This window comes from Pelagibaculum spongiae (assembly GCF_003097315.1).
GTDB classification, from domain to species: domain Bacteria; phylum Pseudomonadota; class Gammaproteobacteria; order Enterobacterales; family Pelagibaculaceae; genus Pelagibaculum; species Pelagibaculum spongiae.
Genome location: NZ_QDDL01000001.1, coordinates 916,833 through 937,818 on the forward strand (window position 1 = coordinate 916,833; position 20,986 = coordinate 937,818).

At 41.2% G+C, this 20,986-nt stretch carries 17 protein-coding genes; 9 read left to right on the top strand and 8 right to left on the bottom strand.

Going from position 1 to position 20,986, the window contains the following annotated elements; genetic code table 11:
- Positions 1-315 precede the first annotated feature (315 nt).
- The 6 genes from DC094_RS03945 (at position 316) to DC094_RS03970 (ending at position 7,172) form a co-directional block, all read left to right on the top strand.
- Positions 316-2,298 (top strand): dynamin family protein, encoded by a 1,983-nt coding sequence (locus tag DC094_RS03945; RefSeq protein ID WP_116685764.1) that lies wholly within the window; start codon positions 316-318, stop codon positions 2,296-2,298.
- 40 nt (positions 2,299-2,338) lie between these two features.
- Entirely contained in the window at positions 2,339-3,493 is a 1,155-nt protein-coding gene (gene metX, locus DC094_RS03950; protein WP_116685765.1) for a homoserine O-succinyltransferase MetX, read from the top strand.
- Positions 3,483-4,073: a methionine biosynthesis protein MetW gene (gene metW / locus DC094_RS03955; protein ID WP_116685766.1), complete on the top strand. Its 591-nt coding sequence runs from the start codon at positions 3,483-3,485 to the stop codon at positions 4,071-4,073. Before metX ends, metW begins: the two co-directional genes overlap by 11 nt.
- A 10-nt stretch (positions 4,074-4,083) precedes the next feature.
- Complete coding sequence (locus DC094_RS03960) at positions 4,084-4,545, top strand: DUF4426 domain-containing protein (protein WP_116685767.1); 462 nt, start codon at positions 4,084-4,086, stop codon at positions 4,543-4,545.
- Positions 4,546-4,880: 335 nt separating this feature from the next.
- Positions 4,881-6,059: a hypothetical protein gene (locus tag DC094_RS03965; RefSeq protein WP_116685768.1), complete on the top strand. Its 1,179-nt coding sequence runs from the start codon at positions 4,881-4,883 to the stop codon at positions 6,057-6,059.
- Between the two features lie 429 nt (positions 6,060-6,488).
- Positions 6,489-7,172: a hypothetical protein gene (locus tag DC094_RS03970; RefSeq protein ID WP_116685769.1), complete on the top strand. Its 684-nt coding sequence runs from the start codon at positions 6,489-6,491 to the stop codon at positions 7,170-7,172.
- 244 nt (positions 7,173-7,416) lie between these two features.
- On the opposite strand, the gene DC094_RS03975 is transcribed toward DC094_RS03970, so the two are convergent.
- The 7 genes from DC094_RS03975 to DC094_RS04005 all read right to left on the bottom strand — a co-directional run bounded on the left by DC094_RS03975 (position 7,417) and on the right by DC094_RS04005 (position 15,305).
- Positions 7,417-8,325 carry a transposase gene (locus DC094_RS03975; RefSeq protein ID WP_116685770.1) on the bottom strand — a complete coding sequence of 303 codons (909 nt, stop codon included), beginning with the start codon at positions 8,323-8,325 and terminating at the stop codon, positions 7,417-7,419.
- A gap of 410 nt (positions 8,326-8,735) precedes the next feature.
- Positions 8,736-8,978: a hypothetical protein gene (locus DC094_RS03980; RefSeq protein WP_116685771.1), complete on the bottom strand. Its 243-nt coding sequence runs from the start codon at positions 8,976-8,978 to the stop codon at positions 8,736-8,738.
- A gap of 185 nt (positions 8,979-9,163) precedes the next feature.
- Positions 9,164-9,586, bottom strand: a complete 423-nt coding sequence (locus DC094_RS03985; RefSeq protein ID WP_116685772.1) for a hypothetical protein — start codon at positions 9,584-9,586, stop codon at positions 9,164-9,166.
- A 63-nt stretch (positions 9,587-9,649) separates the two neighbouring features.
- On the bottom strand, positions 9,650-10,603 hold the full coding sequence (locus DC094_RS03990) for a hypothetical protein (protein ID WP_116685773.1): 954 nt from the start codon (positions 10,601-10,603) through the stop codon (positions 9,650-9,652).
- The gene (locus DC094_RS03995) at positions 10,604-11,248 is read right to left on the bottom strand and encodes a Fe(II)-2OG oxygenase family protein (protein ID WP_116685774.1); all 645 of its coding nucleotides are present in this window, start codon (positions 11,246-11,248) and stop codon (positions 10,604-10,606) included.
- A gap of 104 nt (positions 11,249-11,352) precedes the next feature.
- Positions 11,353-13,164, bottom strand: coding sequence for a UvrD-helicase domain-containing protein (locus DC094_RS04000; RefSeq protein ID WP_116685775.1), 1,812 nt, complete (start codon positions 13,162-13,164; stop codon positions 11,353-11,355).
- A 2-nt stretch (positions 13,165-13,166) separates the two neighbouring features.
- Complete coding sequence (locus tag DC094_RS04005; RefSeq protein WP_116685776.1) at positions 13,167-15,305, bottom strand: ATP-dependent nuclease; 2,139 nt, start codon at positions 15,303-15,305, stop codon at positions 13,167-13,169.
- A 539-nt stretch (positions 15,306-15,844) separates the two neighbouring features.
- On the opposite strand from DC094_RS04005, the gene hemW reads away from it, so the two are divergent.
- Positions 15,845-17,026: a radical SAM family heme chaperone HemW gene (hemW, locus tag DC094_RS04010; RefSeq protein WP_116685777.1), complete on the top strand. Its 1,182-nt coding sequence runs from the start codon at positions 15,845-15,847 to the stop codon at positions 17,024-17,026.
- A 66-nt stretch (positions 17,027-17,092) separates the two neighbouring features.
- Positions 17,093-17,836, top strand: a complete 744-nt coding sequence (locus DC094_RS04015) for a M48 family metallopeptidase (protein WP_116685778.1) — start codon at positions 17,093-17,095, stop codon at positions 17,834-17,836.
- Positions 17,837-17,873: 37 nt separating this feature from the next.
- Here the strand turns inward: DC094_RS04015 and fliD are convergent, their stop codons facing one another.
- The gene (fliD, locus tag DC094_RS04020) at positions 17,874-19,943 is read right to left on the bottom strand and encodes a flagellar filament capping protein FliD (RefSeq protein WP_116685779.1); all 2,070 of its coding nucleotides are present in this window, start codon (positions 19,941-19,943) and stop codon (positions 17,874-17,876) included.
- A gap of 268 nt (positions 19,944-20,211) precedes the next feature.
- On the opposite strand from fliD, the gene DC094_RS04025 reads away from it, so the two are divergent.
- Complete coding sequence (locus tag DC094_RS04025; RefSeq protein ID WP_158527204.1) at positions 20,212-20,913, top strand: class II aldolase/adducin family protein; 702 nt, start codon at positions 20,212-20,214, stop codon at positions 20,911-20,913.
- Positions 20,914-20,986: the final 73 nt, after the last annotated feature.

Sequence of the window (20,986 nt, forward strand, 5' to 3'; positions counted from 1 at the left end):
AGGTATAGACAAGGAAGCTATTGTGAAGGCTTTTATCGGCTAAAAAAAACCAGACAACTCGTCCCGTAATCCCTACCAGAGCCGTATTTCCGGAGTATGTTGTCTTTTACACACATTAAAACAAAAGCTTGCACCCGACTGCCTGATCAACCTCCTGTAACTCGACAACCAGTCAGTAAGATTAGTGGCTGCTAAATGTGCCTTACTCGTCACATTTAAATCTATTAATAACTGATCAATAATCCTGTAAACTCGTAAACCAGTTACCGGATTGATAATTTATTCGGGTTTTTTCAGCTTCAGGCAGTTAGGTATATGGAAACAGCAGCATTTGATAAACACTTTCAAGCATGCAGCCAATGGCGCAAGCAGTTGCTGTCGAAAGCCTATGAATATCGCCAGTGGCTGACCAATAATCGTCTGCTTACAGATTCTGCTGAAGAAGAATTAGATCTATTAGAAAGCCAGCTTTCTGGAGATCAACTCACGCTCGCTTTTATCGGTGAGTTCTCGCGCGGTAAAAGTGAGCTGATTAATGCTTTATTCTTTGCTGAGTTCGGCTGCCGGGTACTACCTTCCCAACCTGGTCGCACTACCATGTGCCCTACCGAGCTAATGTTCGATCATGACACCCGCCTAAGCTGGATTCGCTTACTGCCGATTGAAACTCGCTTACAGCAATTGTCTTTAATGGAACTGCGAGAAAAACCAGAATGTTGGCGACAGCTGCCTTTGTCATCGACCGATCCTGAAGCAATTAAAAGTACTCTGTCTAAAGTGACCGAAACACGCTTGGTTAGCATCACAGATGCTGAAGCACTGGGTTTCGATCCGGCAATGCTAGAAAACTCCAACGAACAACCGGGCATGGTTTCTATTCCGGCTTGGCGTCATGCAATGGTTAGTTTTCCGCACCCATTATTGCAACAAGGTCTGCGAGTATTAGACACACCCGGCTTAAATGCAGTAGGCAGCGAACCTGAATTAACTCTCAGCTTATTGCCTTCTGCCGATGCTGTGGTATTTGTTTTGGCAGCTGATGCCGGAGTTTCTGCATCCGATCTTTCTATCTGGAAAGAACGGGTCATGCGGATGCGCTTTAACGGCAATGGCAATTTAATTGCCGTGCTGAATAAGGCCGACACCATTAGCGATGATATGGATCCGAGTAACGATCCAGCCACCATGCTAAACAAATTACGCCAGATCACAGCAAGTCAGCTGGCACTCACCACCGACCAGGTTCTGCCGATTTCAGCTAAACAAGGCTTATTAGGTAAAGCCCGTCACGATTACCGCATGCTGGAAAATAGTAATTTACCCCGACTGGAAAAATTACTGGCCGATTTACTGATTAGCCAGCGCGGTGAGCCAATGGTTCGCCAAAGTGCACAAAAGCTGCAATTAATGATCGCGCAAAGCAATAACCATTTAGAGCTACGTCACTCGCAGGTATTGCAACAGCAGCAGCAACTTTCCCAGTTATCCAATAGCAATCGGGAAAATGTTGATCGCTTGGTCATCATGACCCGCAACCGACAGACCACTTACCAACGCCAGTTGCAAAGTTTACGAGCCAGCCAGCGATTAATCGAAATGCAGGCCCGGCAACTGCGCAGCATTGTCAGCGACCAGCAAGTTAATCAAATGGTCGAACGTACTCGAATTAATTTAGACAGCAGCTGGACCACGCCAGGTTTGTCAGCGGCAATGCGCCAGTTCTTCCACGATCTGGATAATCATTTGGCTCGTTTGAATCATCAAATTAAACTGGCCGCCAGACTTCAAGAATCTGTATTTCATCGATTTGATGAACAGTTCAAAGTGCCGGTGCCTGCGCCCAAAGCACTGCAGCTTGAACTGCAAATGAACAGTCTGACCCATATTCGTAATGAAACAGAACAGTTCAGCACCAGCTTGAAAATGACCCTCAGCATTCAAAATCAGGTTAGCCGTTTCTTTTTCAATACCTCGGTCAATCAGGTATTGCAGCAAACTCGAATGATGCAGCGACAAATCCAGCAATGGGGTCATCGTTCATTACAGCCATTGCTAGAACACTGTCATCAGCAAAAACATTTAATGCAGCAGCATTTAAAGTCACTGAATAAATTAGGCCGCTCGGGACAAGATGCTCGCCGTCGTCAACAAGCACTGCGAGCGCTGGCTGATAAGATAAATCAGCAGAAAAAATTACTGCAACAAATTGAGGTCTCGCTGGATCAACCCGCCTACACGCCGAAATTAACTACTACAGGACAACCTTTGGTGCTTGTGTCTGACAAGCGTGCTATTTAAACTCAGCGGTTAACTTACGGTGCTTTAGTCAGGCAGCTTAATGCCCAAAGATATTCCATCGAACTCCGTCGGGCTGGTCTCGCCTCAAAAGGCCAGCTTTGATACGCCGTTAGATCTGGTTAGCGGAAAAACGCTGCCCGGTTTTGAACTAGTCTATGAAACCTATGGCCAGTTAAACCCACAAAAATCCAACGCCGTTCTCATTTGCCACGCCCTCAGTGGCGATCACCATGCGGCTGGTTTTCATAGCATGGAAGATAAAAAACCTGGCTGGTGGGATAGCGCGATTGGCCCCGGCAAACCCATCGACACCGATCATTTTTTTGTGGTCTGCCTGAATAATTTAGGTGGCTGCAACGGCTCAACTGGTCCGGCAAGCATCAACGCTGCGACAGGCGACATCTGGGGCCCAGAATTTCCTTTTGTGACAGTAAAAGATTGGGTGCATAGCCAGGCCATGCTGGCCGATCTTTTAGGTGTTGAACAATGGGCTGCGGTGGTGGGCGGTAGTTTAGGCGGCATGCAAGCTTTGCAATGGTCGATTCAGCTGCCGCATCGGTTAAGAAATTGTATCGTAGTTGGCTCAGCACCCAAGCTATCAGCACAAAACATTGCCTTTAATGAAGTAGCGCGTCAGGCAATTCGTACCGACCCTAATTTTTTCGATGGTCGATACAAACAGCAAAAAGCAGTACCCGCCACTGGCTTAAAGCTCGCCAGAATGCTCGGGCATTTAACCTATCTTTCTGATGATGCAATGAAGCATAAGTTTGGTCGCCAGCAACGCACTAGTGGTTATCGATTCGATTACGATGTTGAATTCGAAGTAGAGAGTTATCTTCGTTATCAGGGCGAACAGTTTGTTCATCGTTTTGATGCCAATACTTACTTGCTGATGACCAAAGCGCTCGATTATTTCGACCCCGCTTCGGAACATAACGATAACCTGACCGAAGCTTTATCACCGGCACAATGTAATTTTCTGGTGGTCAGCTTTACCAGCGACTGGCGCTTCTCGCCTGAACGCTCCAAGGAAATTGTTAAATCATTAATTGAAGCGCGCAAACAAGTCAGTTATGCCGAAGTAGAAGCCAATCACGGCCATGATGCTTTCTTAATGCCGATTCCGCATTACATGCAGGTTTTCTCAGCGCATATGAAGCAGATTATTAAGGAGCTGAATCATGCGTCCTGATCTGGAAATTATCCGCCAGTGGATTAAACCTGGCAGCTCAGTGCTTGACCTAGGCTGCGGCGATGGCACCTTATTAGCCACCCTGCAAGACAACGCCAACGTCACTGGTTATGGCTTGGAAATAGAGCCAGACAACATTGTTCGTTGCATCGAAAATGGGGTGAATGTGATCCAGCGAAATCTGGATTCTGGCCTGTCTGACTTCGACGACGATATGTTTGATTATGTGGTGATGACCCAAGCCATACAAACGCTCTCTAATCCAGATTTAGTGCTGGATGAAATGCTACGAATTGGCAAAGAGTGCGTAGTGACCTTTCCTAATTTCGGCTATTGGCGCAACCGGCTTTATTTATTACGCCAAGGTAAAATGCCGGTCACTGAACGATTACCTTATAGCTGGTATGACACACCTAACATTCACTTTTGCACTTTTAAAGATTTCGAAACGCTGTGCAATGATAAACAATTAAAAGTACTGACTCGAACCGTGGTCGACCATCAGCACCAAACCAGTATTGGCATGAAATTACTGCCGAACTTGCTCGGTGAAATTGCGATCTACCAATTAGGTAAATGAGACAAAACCAATGAAAAAATTAACTATCGGCCTTATTAGTTTATGCAGCCTGCTTGCCAGCCAATTTTTAGCAGCACAAACGCCGAATACTTTGCCGCTAGAATCGGGCGATTGGAAAGTGTTTTACAGCAGTTTCTATTCAACCGATATTCCAGCAAAAACTGCTAAAGAATATAAAATTGTTCGTGACCGTTACCGTGGAATGTTAAATATTTCACTGCAAAATATACATCAAAGTACCGACCCGCTGAATCCAATCAGCCACACCGCGACCATTACCGGCACTGCCATTAACTTAGTTGGGCAAAAATTCCAACTGGAATTTAAACAAATTAACGAAGGCAAAGTAATTTATTACTTGAGTGACTTTCGCTTCGCCAACGAAGAAACACTCAGGTTTAAATTGGAAGTGACTCCAACAGGAAGCACTAGCATTCCATTGAAATTTTCCAATAAGTTTTATGCCCAGTAAAAAACAATCGATCTAAAAAAACGCCGACATTTTTGTCGGCGTTTTTTTATATGATCGGTAATAACCGCTAACGCCGAATCCGATTCTGGTTTTAACTGCGTCTTGTCATGATCAAAACACAAACTGGCCAATACCACTGTCCCCTACTACTCAATGCTGTTTAGCGAATGTTTTTCGTCGCAAGAGCTAGATTATATATTCCAGTTAGTTTCAGCAAACATTGTTAATAATCTATCCTACTTCTCCCTAGAAAGTACTAAGTTGCTCCTCAGAACAACTGGCCCTTCTGCTAGACTGAAAACATTCAAAAAAAATGCTCTTGGCACCAAAATAAAATGGATCTATCCACCTTTTCAAAATACCTTCATCACTGCCAACTAAAGGGCCCTGCACGCTATCAATCCATTCTGGCAAGAATCGCTCCCGAAGAACGCCAAACGCTTTTAGGAGGCAAAGTATCCTTTCACCCAATTTCAGAGCATACAGATAGAAACATCATCACTCATACGAGTGAAAATTTTGCGCTAGATTCAGCTGCCGCTGTAGAAACTGTAGGCACTCAGAATTTCAATCAAAACAAACGCTTCTTTCCTTTCATATTTAAACTCATCTTCCTTGAGCCATCTATAGAAAACCTAGTTTTATTATTTTCTTCAATTAGCACTACGAACGTAGTGCCGAACTTAAGAAAGCTTTGTGATGAAGTTTTTTTTGAACATTTCACCACGGCGTTTACAAGCGATCAAATATATAAAAAATTTATGCATTCAAATGATGGCGAAGGAACCTCCACTTACCTTGACCAGCTGAAAGACGTAATTAATGTTTTTCCAGAATACTCTTTAATATTCAAATTAGACTCTGCTTATCACTCAAGAGAAGAATTCGATCTCAAATTTTCTAGAATGTCAGGAAGATATTTCTCAAAACTTCAGGTATATTTAACTCACTCCCCAATTAAAGATGAAGAAATAAATTTTCGTATATATCTGGCTTTTTCAAAACAATATACAAAGGACTTCCTACTACAACTGAAAAGCTACTGCCAAACACACCAAGTTTATCCAAGAGTAAAGTTTACCAATATTTGCTCTGAAGCTTTACGGCAAGATACCGTTGTCATATACACCAGCACTTTTTTAGAAGCACAAAGACTGTCGGGGTGGTTCCATAGAAATTTTGCTGAGTATGTTAGCCCATCAGTACAGAGATCTTGTCTTTGGTATGAGAGCGAATTGGAGGCTATTGGTGTTACTCCAGATGTAAATACAGCCAATACTGGAGTGCCTGAGTTAATGCGTGAAAGCTGGAATGGGATGCTAGCCGAAGCACTTTTTTGTGGCATGCATATTATCCTCAAAAAACTCCCTCAATCAATGCGACACCCAGAAACATTACTCAAACTTCTCACTCTGGCGCTCCTAGAGCTCGGCCTTCCATTCACCAATGAAACTACCAAATCAATCGCCATTCAAGCTAGTGCAATTGCCCCTGCCAGAAGAAATTCAATATAGCGCCCTCAGGCCTCAGCATCACACAGCGGCTATAAACTTTTAACAGAAGCATTGCCTGCAAGCGGACGTTCCAAGGCCCGTCATTATACAAACAGTGAAATTGGTTGTTTTTTAACCAATATGAGTCATGAAACTGAAACAATGACTTAACCGTAAAAACCTGCCTTACCAACAGAGTTATCCACAGAATGTGTTGATGACTTAATATCAAGCTGACATCGGCCTTAAAAGCTATTAGCAGCATGACACTAACTACTCAATTATGATCTTAAAGTTGACTATTATCACAAACTCGCGAATGAGTAGTCTCTTTCTCTTATCTACAATCTTCTAAATTATTTATTTATTTGATCGGATAACTATCTCCATTAACAAATACTACTAGTCAGGTGAGCAGAATGAGCTTCAAGAATTATCTCAAAAGATATAATGAAAAAAAATCAGCAAAAAAAAGAAGCCCGAGAAAATAAAGTCTGGACATTTGAGATGGTAAATGGAAAACAATTATGTGAAATACCTGAGCAGCGGTTGTTTTATATCGACTCAAAATATATTGTAATTGAATATAAGACACACCACCCAACCAGATCAAGAAGTTACAATGAAAAACCAAATCGCAATATTTACAATCCAACAGGGAGATTTGATTTTGTTATAAAGAAAGAGCTGCCGCATGTTATATTTTTATTACCAGCAAAGTTTTCATCTACATCAGGACATACAACCATTGCACATTTCTCTTCCGTCTTATTTGCAGGAGAAATTTACTTTTCACCCACAGAAGATTATTACGATCATTATACTCAAAAAAATTATGCACTTGGCGAGTTAATGTATTGGAATAATTTGTCAGGACATTATCGTTGCGGCCCTGCATTTTTAGAAGTTTTGGCAAGTGAAATAACAATTTCCCGCCAGCGAGTATTAGCCGAGATACAAACTCAGCACGCGAAATCAGGCGTTAATCCATTATTACCTGTAAGCCGATTTTACCCTATAGATTTTCCAAATTTTGATAGACAACAAATCCCACTATTGGATTTAGCAAATCTTGATAGACAACAAGCTACACTATTAGATTTAGCAATAACCTCATATTCCATAGAATCGTAAACAACACGCTAACAAAAAACAAAAAACAACGCCACCCATGATTTTAACTATGCCCTAATCAAAAATTCTAATGACTAGGGTAACGACAAAAACTGGTATTCATTGCAATTAAAACCGTATTCTTTGTATTTCGAATACAATTATACTGAATTTATGCCACAGCGAAAACCGGATTAGCTCCGGTTATTGAAATTACATCTGATTTTAAAGCTTCTGACTTAAACCCTCTCAATAAAAATGAACATCAAGAAGGCGGCTGCTTCTCAGGTGCTTGTGTTTGCTGTCGCCAAGCCTCCGTCTGTTGCTTGACCCGCTCTTTGAACTGTTTGAGGTTCAGCGCGTCACCCATCGCATGGGCAAACTGTCGCGCACTGGCCATTGCAGTGCTGCGACCGCTCATGGTACTAGCCCACCAACGTGCATCAGTCTCAATTTTTAATCGCTCAAAAATTGGCGGCAAACTGCTGTCCATATGATATTTTTTATCAGCTCGTGCCATGCGAGCGCTGGCATCCACTAATTCCAAATAATCTTTTAATTTAAATAGCAGTGACTGAGGTTTATCTTTGATATTAATACTGGGCTTAGTTTCACTATCGACAAAAGGTTTTAATCGAGCAAAATTATAATTATACCGGTGTTGATTGTTTCTTTTTCGGCTTTTTTTCCTGCGATGATTACTCGCGGACAATTCTGTTTCCACTCGGGCTTGAACTGACGTGTAATCAGAACCTTCCGGAGTTTGTGCAATACCGGCGCGTAGCGGATTCAAGTCAACGTAAGTCATACAAGTCAGCAGAGCCTGCTCATCCAGTAGAGCTTGAGCTTTGCAACGATCTTCTGCATTAGCGATTCGTGCTAGTGGCTCATTAATTGAGCGCATAAACCAGCTAATGGAATACAGTCGCTCGCGATAAGTCGTGTTGGCCGCTTCTTCAACCCATTGAATCTGCATCTGAGTAAGTAAATCGTGCTTGTTTGGATCTAAATAATCTTTAACCCATGGATGAGGCGAAAACACTTTGCAGTATTGCAATAATACCTGCTTGATATTCCAGCTTTTTGCACGCTCGACATCGACATAAACCACTAGATGATAGTGATTCGACATCACAGCATAAGCAGCAATATCAACCGAAAATGCCTGACTCAACCGATCAATTCTATCGACAATCCATTGGCGACGATGATCGTAATTTTTACGGTGTTTTTTAAGTAGCGTTGGATCTTCACCACAGCCTTGAGCTTATCTATAAAGAGTGCCACCCTCGCCTAACACAACGCGAAATTACGTGCGCTCTTTAAAGGGAAGTGAGGGATTTTCTTTCGGATCGTATAAAATAGCTCTGGGTGCTGGCATGATGTGAAAATGACAACTTTTTCAAGTGCCGCTCCTGCAAAAATCAACGGTTGCTAAAGATTAAATCAATGGCAACCGAATGAGAAATCAAATGTTTTTTGGCAGGTATAAGCAATGCTTTGGGTGGCGTTATTCTTGTGTTGTATTCTTTGCGAGCAAAGAGGCCGGTTTGAAGCTGTAACTAGCCGAAGTTACCGCGCTAATTAATCAATAGAGATTACAACGCGCTCATCATTTTCTTCAATTTTTAGAAGTACGCCTGAATAATTTGGATTTTTAGCGGACTCAACCAGTAAATCAAGCTTATCTCCATTTTCGTTGAAATGTGCTGATAGTTTTCCTTGAAATAACTCCGAAAATGAACTTAATAAGGTAGCCGGAATGCTTACAGAGTCGACAAGTGAATCTGTTTTCAAGTTGAATATTTCAATGGTGATTTTTTTCATCTTTGACAGCTCACTTATTGTTGATGAATTTGAATTTTTAGGACCTTATATAATCAAACTTTCACTATACTCGGATGTTGTAAGTGTGCAGCACTTAACGCCCATTTAACGGGCAAAAAACTGTTGGCTAAAATAACGACGAAGGAGCAAAATCCAACTGTTTTTTGTCCCTGTTTAAATGCTTGTTATATACCAATTTGCTCTGCACTGGACAACCATATGGAATACTTACGATAAAATGAAATTACGCCGCTAGGAGAGTTAATAGTGATAACTTTATCGGAATAAATAGCTGAATTTATATCGTAAAAATTTCTATGATGATAATAAGGGTGAATACCCATAACATTTTGAGAATCCGAGTTCAAAAACACAATAAATTGAGATGAATTATTTCCACCAGAAAAGCCTTCCATATGAAAAGAAATAACAGTTACTCCGGCCCTATCCATTTTTTTAGTCTTAATCGATTTAGGTAAAAGAACGGCATAATTATCACCATAGAGTTTAGATATAATCCTAACTTTATCTTTAATGCCTTTATCATCTAATGCAGCGAAGCTTGATAAAGATAGGGATAATAAAAACATACTAAAAATCAACTTCATAACGTTCCTTGGTATATAACGCCGCGTTCATCGGCTTGTCCGATGCAACGCTTTGTTAGTGCCTTAGTCATTGCTGAAATGATAATAACCATGATCTTCAGCATATGAGTCCATAGCTTCTCGATCATTAGGATCTACAAGCTCATAATAATCTTCTGGCGTATGATGCACACGGTGGGTGAAGTGATCGGCAATACTGGCTGCTATTAGCTCGCCATACCCATTGAGCTTTAGACCACAGGCTTCGCATAAGAATTTTGTTGGAATCACTGACTGCCTAACAATTATCTCATCCTCTTTATTCTCTATTTGTTCTCGCCCATACGTATCGCCTTGAACTGTAGCTACACACTTACATGCGGGGCATTCGACTCTATGATGTTGCTGATGACTAAGTGCCTCCCCTTTCGCCTCGGAAGTCAGCTTTAAGCTATCTTGTTCTTCGGGATCTTTTTCACCAAAGACTTTTGAAAAAGCAGCTATCTTACCTTTGACCTTACTTGTGACCTCAGTATTAACCTGTTCGATTATTCTATCAGCTGTTTGGGCCTCTTCCTCACCCAGCAAGCTAGTTAAGCTTTCGCCTTGTGCTTCGGCTAAGACTTTGCAGCACTTATAAAATCCACCAATCCAAGTCTGGTGCTTATATTCAATAAATGCTGCTGTACCAGAATGTAGCTCTTCATTCCTCCTTCCTGCAAGGGCTAGAGCTACCGAAAGCTCATCAGCTGTAAATTGAGGAATCAAGTCCTTACACAAACGAAGTACTTGATTCGTAGGGATTGACTTACGTTGGGCGGTTGATGATCCCAAACCCAGTGCTGACAATAAATGGCGTTGCTCTTTGTCTGGATCAGCCAAGAGAACTGGACTGAAGTTGGCTATCGTCGACCGAGATAGCAACTCTAGCCCCATCGCACACCACAACCCGAAAACATCATCCGTTCTATCAACCTCAAATGAACGTTCAAAATATAGCTTTGATTTTGTCCATAATGAATCTCTGTCCCAACTCACTTAACTCTCCAAATAAATTCTAAATATTTCACGGCTTTCGTCCTTTACTGCTGATCGGCTGTGCAAAGAATTCCAGTTATCAAAAATAACAGCTTTGTTGCCACTCCAATCTATTTTAATTGATTCCACTCTGTTCATGGCGACTACCAACTCCTCATGAAACACTTTGGCATAGTCATTCGCAGGCGTCATAATGTTAGGATCAAATCGAAATCCATAATTGTCATTTACTTCAAAAACAGGAGACGTATATTTACTACCCTCAATCGTTTCAACTAGGTATATGGCTCTTCGTGCTTTGCTAAGGAAATCATCAGATATAAATCTCTCGATATCTCTTAGTGAAATATAGTTAGTCGTGCACCGACTCGTTGAAAACATTCCCATTATTATATACCTCGCGGGTAGGCCCCAAAAAGCGGTATCGGAATGAAAAGGGAACATCGACAAACCATAAGTACTGCTAAAAGTCCCAGTAAGAGAGTTTGTACCATCACTTGATTTTAATGTGGCCACATCCTCTCCATTAGGATGCGGCCTAATATTACCGATAGATTTTGCCAAGCCGATTAATTCATCCTGTGAATATATATTCTCAACTATCGCAATGCCTTCGGTTTTTAGATTATCAAGTATAGAATTCACTAAAACTCTCTATCCGTGTGATGAGCACTAACGCCGCGCTCTGCGGAAATTTTTGAGCGCCAGCGAGTAAATTTTCCGTAGCAGCGCCTTGTTATAAGCCGGCATTATTTACCAAGGCCCACTAGATTTTTCACGCAATCATAATCAAAATTGCAATCAGACAATACCTTAGTGGGCTGATATTCTTCTTTTCTTACATTAAAACGTTCACATTCAGAAATTAAGTGGAGGTTCTTACGAGCTCTTGAACCAATGACATACATTAGCTTTGTCGAGCTTTCTTCACCTTTGGGGTCACTAAAATGTGGAACCATACCTTCTAATAAAGCGTAAGCAATTACCACATCGAATTCTGCCCCCTTAACTCCATGTATAGTTGATACTGTTATTCCTGATCTGGTATTAAAAACCTTTCTAAATGTGTTTATATCCCCAATAAATTCAGCGCCATCCTTCCTAAGTCTTTCAATTCTAGATTGAGAACTTTCGAAAAAGGCATCGTAATGTTGAATGAGGGGAGCGTATTCTCGAAATGGGATAGCAACGCTGCTAAAGAAAGCTTCGAAAAAATTCGTTAAGTAGACTAATCCTTCTTTATCTGACAATACAATCGAGTTACTTGTTCGTAAAATAGACTTCTTTGTTATATCAGAAATATTGATTCCGAAAGATTCCATATCATTCAGCACTTCTCCTGCCCATCGCAATCGGCGAATATACATATTTGGTGAGGCTGTTGTGAGTGCAATCTTAGAAAGTTTATACCAGAAGTTTTCAATATCTCTAGCAAAAGGAACCATTCCAGGACCATCAAATTCATATTCTGGAAGCGATGAAACCAATTTCCGCGTCATACTCGCCAAGGTGACCCATTGCGGCGCAATAACGCAGATCTCTGAAGGTGGAATATTCAATGTTTCCACATTGTATTTAATCAATCGAATAATGACCGTTTCAAGCTGATCTTTTTTTACATTTTTATCGAAAGAAATAGTACTATTAAAATACCTATCTTTTGATGCGGCTATAATTTTTGTAGAAAAGAAATTATAGTTACCAAAGTAATCTACTATTTTTTCTGATGATCGGTAATTGTCCGAAAGTTCCATGAGCTTCATTTTCTTTTTGGATAATTTCTCAAATTCAAGAACTTCCATAGGATACCCACCAAGAGATTCATAAATTGCCTGGTTAGGATCGCCAACAATAAATGTATTAGTTTTGCTACCGCCCGCTTTTAATATCTCACTTAAAATTGCATATTGAATGCTTTTTGTATCTTGATACTCATCTATCAAAATGAATCTAAATATGCTGCTAAGTATTACGGGTATTGAATCCTGGCTTCTCATCAATTCATATGAATAAAATAGTATTAATTCAAAATCTAGCTCTCTCCTTTTAATAAGAGTATTGAAATAGTCATTCAGAATATTTTTTAATTTTTCATGCTTCCACTCATCTTGGCAGCCTAAAACATACCCAGTCTCTGTAAAATAAAAATCACAATTCCAATGAGTTATGTATTTGTGTGGTTCACACAGAGAATCCAATAGCACCTCTCGTTCGTGAGAATCTATAACTCTAAATCCATGCTTTAGGTTTTCGTGATAAATTGCGTATGGTTTTAGTATCCACTCCATACAAAATGAATGTATTGTTCCAATCCACAATTGTGAAGTATCAATTCCCAAGCCCTCTATACGTTCGTGAATTTCATCCGCAGCCCGATTTGTATAAGTAATGGCAATAACATAATTTTTTTCACTACTTATTCTGGATAACTCATGTGCGATTTTATAAGTTAAAGTTCGAGTTTTTCCACTTCCTGGGCATGCTGTTAGAAAAACACTACCTTCCTCGAGAATAGCATCTTCCTGTCTTTGATTAAGGTCTTCACTACCCCATAAATTCATTTTCAGTACCTCTTTATGAACTCAATAATAGGGTCTTGGGGAAAGTACTTTTCAAAAGTACTAAATACACTTTTAGTATCAATTGTTTTGTCTCGGTATTTTTGTAATTCTGAATTCACCCAACCAATGATTTCATTAGTTGATTGTGCTCGTTCTTCAATAATTGAAAGTCTATATCCTAATATATACAACCAAATTTCATCTTGTATTATCGGACTTGAATGATTTATGGCATCTAATATGTAACCTGGCACTTTGATTTGATTATCAACGTTATTACTCAGTAATATTGCGAACCAACCTTTTCCTTCATTTGCAGCCATCGTAAGAACCCGCTTGCCATAGATGGATGTATCTTTTGATGCCAACTCTAACTTTGAGGTAGCTCTTGTTGTTCTGTCTTCATATACATCTTCTACTATGTTAATTACAGCGTCTGCATTGCCAGATGAGATAAAATCAACTTCGAATGTATTTGAAGCATAAAAAACATTCAGCCAATTATTTCCTTGGCAAAAAGAATCTAGATCTAACTTTCGCTGTTTTCCTTTTTCTTCTGATCCGAGACACTTTCTCCTAAATTTAGAAGCAGCAGGAGAATCAAGAGGATCAGGAGTGGTATCTATAATCGAAGTGTCTAAATCAGTAATAATCGAACAGTTCTTTCGAATTCTGTCGTTATTGAACAAAATTGCAACATTCTTGAAGCCGGTGCTTCGTATGTTGACAAGACTAATTCCTAACTCATCCAAACTTATACCTAGAAGATTTTTAACTAAGGTGGGAAGCAAAATTTCCTCAGCATCACCTTCAACTAAAATAACACTCTTTGCGAAGAGAAGATTACTCCGAACCGCATCAAGGTAACGTTGTAAGCGTCCAACATCTTTAGGTAATAAATTATTTGTTGGTTGATAAGCTTCACATGAACCATTCACCTGGCCTAAGACATTTATATTACTCACATTACTGACTTCTGAAATCTGTGTAGAGTGAGTTGAATATATTATTTGAGTGTCTGGGTACTTGACCTTATCAAATAAGGTTTTTTGAATGTGCGTATGGATATGAGCTTCAGGCTCTTCAATCAATAAAAAATTAGCAAAGGATTGCTTGGAAACCTGGTAGTTGAACTCGAGTAATTTGAGCGTTAGATATATTAAATTAGCACCGCCTAAACTTAGTTCATGTATTCCACCTTCGTAATTTTCCTCAGATTCTCCAATAAATAGTTTTAATGATTGGAATAATGCCTCAGCTTCGGCAGGTAAATCCGACCTTATTGACATTGATTTTGGCGAGTATGTTTCACCGACAGTATCCTTGATTGTGTCCAATATATCAGTTCTTACATCTTGAACATCCTTAAGATTCTCGATTGATGTATTTAAATCAAGGACTTTATCTGTAATTGGTTTTATTACCGCAGGGTCTAATTGTCCGCTTTTGCTTTTCAGTAAAGTTAATAGTGGATTCGTTCTATTATTATGAAACTCAGAAACCACATCTCTCAATGCTTGGATAAAAGTGAATGATACTTCTTTAGCTACTGACAATATTCCTGGGACTTTTATTCCAATTTCTGGGTGCTCTATTTCATCACAAAAAATAGCATTATCGAAATCACCTGAAATCTTCTTGTAAAATAATGTGTCGTTGAAATCTGCGGTACTTTTACCTGTGAAGATTGTTTCATAGTCATCCAAGCTTACTTCAGATAATATAGCATTTAGACCAGCATGATCACCATCATCTAACTTTGATAATTTCAATCGAATGTCTTTTTTTGGTCTAAAAATAAGGTTATACGTAGCCTTATCCACGACCGTTCCTGGCTGAATATTCGCAGCTCCATGAATGAAGAGTGCTTGTATTTCCTCATCCAGAGATAGTTCTTCAAATTCTATACTTATTATTATCCAATGGCCTTTCCAAGAACCCAAGCCTCTATTGAAATCCAACTCGCTTAATTTATACGCTGAACGAATCATGTTATCATCAAGGAGCAGTCTGATAGCGCGGAATAAATTTGTTTTTCCTGATCCATTCTCTCCGATTACGGTATTTATTCCTTTATTAAATAAAAGCTCAGCATTTGAGAAGTTTCTATAGTTAACAAGGTTGAGCTTAGATATATGCATTCAGCATTTATTCCCTTTTTGTTTGTGTCTATCGAATCAATTAACTCAACTCGCAGAGGCTTATAACAGCGACCTATACCGCATTTTTGCCGCATAGTCTTATATAAATGTGAAAGGCAGATTCTTCTTTTGCTCGCCACTAAGCCTTGAATCTAGCGGCCTGCTTACCTTTTCACGCCTTGCTGGCGACAATATGTTTTGATTCCGTGTATGTCAATTGATTGAACTATCGGCAAAATGCCGCTGAACAGACGCGCATTGAAAAACACAACATAACCAATTGAAATTAAATGCATTTTCAGCGCCCTATTTAATCAACATATACGGTCAACTTTTGTTGAGTTTTGCCTGTCACCGCACAACAAACACAAGCAACATTTTATCCGCACCATCACTGACAGCTCGCTGGAAAAGCCCTCCTTTCCCCCATTCGCCTTCCCCACCTAAACCTGAGATAATCGCCGCCGCTGAAACAGGCCTGCCGAGACCCCAAAGGGTTGTCAGCTCGCCCGCCACCTCTTGCCAAATTGTTGAATGTTATGATCCCGTTAAGTCTGTATATCCATATCCCCTGGTGTGTTCGCAAGTGTCCTTACTGCGATTTCAATTCACATGAGCAGAAGTCTGCTTTGCCTGAGCAGCAGTATGTCTCTGCCTTGCTGGAGGATCTGGATCGTGAGTTAGATCTGTACTATCAGCGATCACTTGCCCGGCCTAATCAGCTGGAAAGCATCTTTATTGGCGGTGGCACACCGAGTTTGTTCTCACCCGAAGCGCTCAATTTGATGCTGCGTGGCATTGAACAGCGAATCGCTTTTGCGCCGAATATGGAAGTCACGCTTGAGGCGAATCCGGGTACTGCTGAAGCAGCTAAATTCAAGGAATATCGGGATATTGGGATCAATCGTTTATCGATTGGTGTGCAGAGTTTTCATGATCAGTTTTTACAAAAGCTGGGACGGATTCATGGCCGAAAAGAAGCCATTGCTGCGGCAGAAATGGCGCATGATGCAGGCTTTAAACGTTTTAATCTGGATTTGATGTTTGGCTTGCCCGGGCAAACGCCACAGCAAGCGATGGAAGACTTGCAAACCGCACTGGATCTGGAAGCACCGCATCTTTCCTGGTATCAGCTGACACTAGAGCCTAATACTGCGTTTTATCATAATCCGCCAACCCTGCCAGAAGACGATGCGCTGTGGGATATTCAACAAGCGGGCAGCCGTTTGTTAAATGATGCTGGCTTTAATCAGTATGAAATTTCTGCCTGGCAACGTGATGGCCAACCATCTCAGCACAATATGAATTACTGGAGCTTTGGTGATTACCTGGGCATTGGCGCTGGCGCACACGGCAAATTAACCTTGGCCAATCAGGCAGATGGGCTGGATATTATTCGCCGGCATAAATTCCGTAATCCTAAAGATTATTTAAATACTGAAAAAGGCTATCTGGCTGGCCAGAATAGCGTTCCAATGGAAGATCGCCCATTGGAGTTTATGATGAATGCGCTCAGATTAAAGTCCGGTGTTGCCAGTGAATTGTTTTTACAGCGGACTGGGTTAGAACTTTCTAGTACTGAAAGTTCAATCCAAAAAGCGATTTCATTAGGATTAATCAAGGAAGATAATTCAGTGATTGCACCGACCGAGAAAGGCTTTGGTTATTTGAATAATTTACTAGAAATTTTTGTTGGCGATCAAATAGTCGAGTTAAAATAACAAAATACTTAGGAGCGCGGGCGGCTCTCGCCCGCGCTCCCAACATTAAAAATCGTAATTAATTTGATGAAAATAACTAGAACCCGCCGCCAAGGCAGCATTGCATTTCGGTTTAATTCCGATGCGATAGAAATACTCGCCCCTCATAACATGCCGCTGGCTGAAATTCATCAGCTGGTGGCCGAAAATCGCCAGTGGCTGGAACAACAGCAGCAGCAACATTGCAACACGCCAATGGCAGCGGCCCAGCAAGCATTTCAAGCGGGTAAATCGGCTATGTTATTTGGCCAGCAATTGCCGATTGTTTTACAAGTTGGCCCGCTGGATGTCAGCCACAATATCAGCAACGACATCAGCAACGACATCAGCAACGACATCAGCAACGACATCAACAACGACATCAGCAATAACAGCCAACAAATTCTAGTTAGCCACCCACAAGCCTCCACCATTCAATCGGAAAGAATTCAGGCTTTAGTGACTGCTTATTGGCGTTATCAGGCAGAACAAACCATGACGCCGCTTAGCCATAAACTGGCTGAGAAGCTTGGCGTATCTATTAAGAAAATTAGCTACCGAAGAACTAAAAGTAAGTGGGGACATTGCACCACCGATGGTGAGCTGCAATATAACTGGATGATTGCCCAAGCACCCTTGGATGTTATTTACTATTTAGTGGCGCACGAAACCAGCCATTTAATTCACCACGATCATTCGCCCGCTTTTTGGAATTGCGTTGCGTCGCTTTGCCCCGATTGGAAAAAACAACGCCGCTGGCTTAAAGAGCACGGCAGCTGGTTAATGTTTTAATGACTCAGAAAAAAACACCCCAAAACTGCATTAAATATTACCTATCTTTTCTGACGTAACCTGGCAAGTTATCTAAAGTTTGTGTCAAGAAATTACTAATATTATTCAGCTGAGACACCATTGCATCCATCGCATTAAACTGTTTAAATAATCGCGCTTGGTATTGGGCGATTCGCCTGCCAAGATCTTCTCGGTCGGTATCCAAGCCATCAATCGATTTATTTAAACCGATTTTTCGTGAATTAAGCATGCCACTGTCGCTACCATCATCTTTAACACCGACCTTCAAAAAGCTATCGAGCAAAGTATCGGCCTGCTTACCCAAGCCTTGGCTGTAAGTAATTGAGCCATATGAGCCAGCAGAACCGGCATTAATCGTTAGCCTTAAACCTTCGGAGTCACCTGCGGTTGAAGTTAACGTTCGGCCTACGCCGGTCGCAGCTTCACCATTAATAGTGCCTTTAACACTTTGCCCGCTGGTGCCACCGCCAACAGCAAGGCCAAAGCTTTGCGAGCTGCCGGTTTGTTCGATTGAGTTAATTGCAACAGTTGAACCGCTGCCATAGCTGTTTGATGAAATTTCTAATCGGCCGTCAGTGTTATTCCAGGAAACAGAAACTGACGGGCTCTTTTCTGACAGCCCAGCATTAATTTGTTTTTCTATTTCAGCGGCTAATTCAGCGCCACTGGCATAATCACCTTGGGTTAGTTTTACCGTTGGCGTTTGGTGGCCATCAATTCGAAGCACCATTTCATCATTGCCATCATCAATGGTGAATTTCCCGCCATTGGCAAAGTCAGGCATTGTCGCAGTTGAATCACCAACCATTTTTCCGCGGGTCGCCGGCTGGGTGATTTCAACATCGTAGGTACCAGGTTTGGTTTTTGAATTAAAACTTAAAAAATCTACGCCGCTATTGGTATTCGCGCCCGATGGAATAAAGAAGTTTTTTACATCATCTAAATTGTTTTTAAGTGCCTTATCCAAACGGCCACTATCGTAGTCAGAAGCACTAAATTCTAACAGGCCCGTTTTTCGATTGGTTTTAACCCCTAAGTCGGCAAGACTACGAATGCTACTATCTTCGATAGTAGATTGGTCGGTCATCTTAGCTCGTACTTGATTTTGCAATGAACGAATTGACGCATCACCGGTAAATGCCCCTCGCTGATCTTCATCCTTGCTGGCTTTAGTTAAATTATTGGTCATATTCATAAAATCATTATATTTAGTGACCAGATTTTCTAATTCTTTTTTTATTGATGATGTATCGGCAGTTAAATCGACACGGATTTTAGTTCCGACATCGGCATTTTTAAGATCGAGCGTCACACCAGGAATAGCGCCTGCAACAGTATTGCTCTGTGAAGTCACCGCTATGCCATCAACTACCAACTGAGCAGAACCCGCTGCTTTAGTGGTTTGCATTACTGTCGTTGCCGGGTCGGTATAAGCAAATTGAGATAAACCTAACGCATCCGCTGAATTACCATCACCATCGGCAACATCAATTTTAAAAGCATTTTGCGAGCCGGTTTTATCACCATTCATCACCAACCGATAACCGCTACCATCATTGACAATCGATGCCTTAACACCAGCCTCGCTTTTATTAATGGCATCTCTTATTCCTTCCAGAGAGTCGTTATTCTGATCAATCGTAATGGTGACTGGGTCGCTGGCACTTGAATTAAACGTACCGTCGGCATTCCAGCTGCCCATAGATATCGTCAAGGTTCCGGCACCCACCGATGTATCTCGGGATGGCGAGGTTGCACTGGCTAAAGTTTGATTACTGGCTAACGATTGAATTTCAACTTGATGATTACCAGTGGCAGTACCGAACGAACCGGCAGAAACGGTTAAAGCGTTGGTATTACTGCTTTTAGCGCTGATGACATTCCAACTGCTCGGCCTGGAGAGTCTCTCCATCGCATCTTCCAGCTCTGACAGACTCGACTTCATATTGCCTAATGCTGAAATTTGCGACTGATAAATCGCTTCTTTTCTGTTAATTTTTGCCAGCGTAGGGTCACGTTCCAGCGCAACTAATTGTTTAACTGTTCCGTTAACATCAAATCCTGACAAACCTGTTGATGCAAGCACCCTTAAACCCCCTGCAGTGAGACCTTCACTTATTTAACGGCAACTCACCGGCAAACTTGAATATTTTAAAAAGAAAAACTGTATTACTATACATTTCTATTCGATATGCAGGTTTTAAGCCATTGAACGCAACAAGTTGAATCTGCAGCGCTTTGTTATAGATGAATTTGATTGTTTTGAAAATGCTTCAAGTTAGTGACAAAATTCCGACAATAATGCTTTCTACGACTCCTGTTCGATGACTTACTTTGACCAAGGAATTAAATTAATGAGCCAGCCTCCAACCAATCAAAAAGAAGATGTGTTAGAAGGCGTGATTCGATTCCAGCTTTCCTGGAATAAAAATCCATTGGCCGATGATATCTGCCTTGAAACATTGGAACTTGTTCGCAGCGACATGCTGCGCCAGCAATTAATTGGCCAATCGGCTGAGCGTTATCAGGGCTATGGTTTTGGCAATATCAGCCAACGATCTGAGCAAGGTTTTATTATTTCTGGAACTCAAACCGGGCATTTAACCCAACTAGCAAGACAAGGGTGGTGTGAAGTCACTGACTGCGACCCTATGACCGGGAAAGTCTCGGCAACTGGCCCGGTCAAACCCAGTTCTGAAGCGATGAGCCATGCGATTTATTATCAGCTGGACCCTGCAATTAATGCCGTTATTCATGTGCATAGCCCAGCAATGTTTAATGCGGCCTCTCAATTAAATCTTTTGGCAACCGCAGCGGATATTGAATACGGCACCACCGAAATGGTGACCGCGTTACAGCAATTATTTTTATCTTGCCGGCCGCTTATCGCTAATGAAAAAGACAACTCGCCTAATGAGAAAGGTAATCAACCATTGCTACCACATCTGGCAGTAATGTCTGGCCATGAAGATGGAATAATCTGCTGTGGCAGTTCTCTGCAGCAAGCGTCGCAAAAACTAACCGACATTTTAACGCTGGCCAATGCATTAACTTAATCGAGCTATTCGATTCTGGCCGATGCTTTAATTAATCTGAGCCACTTCACAAAAAATATCGCTAATCCTGCAT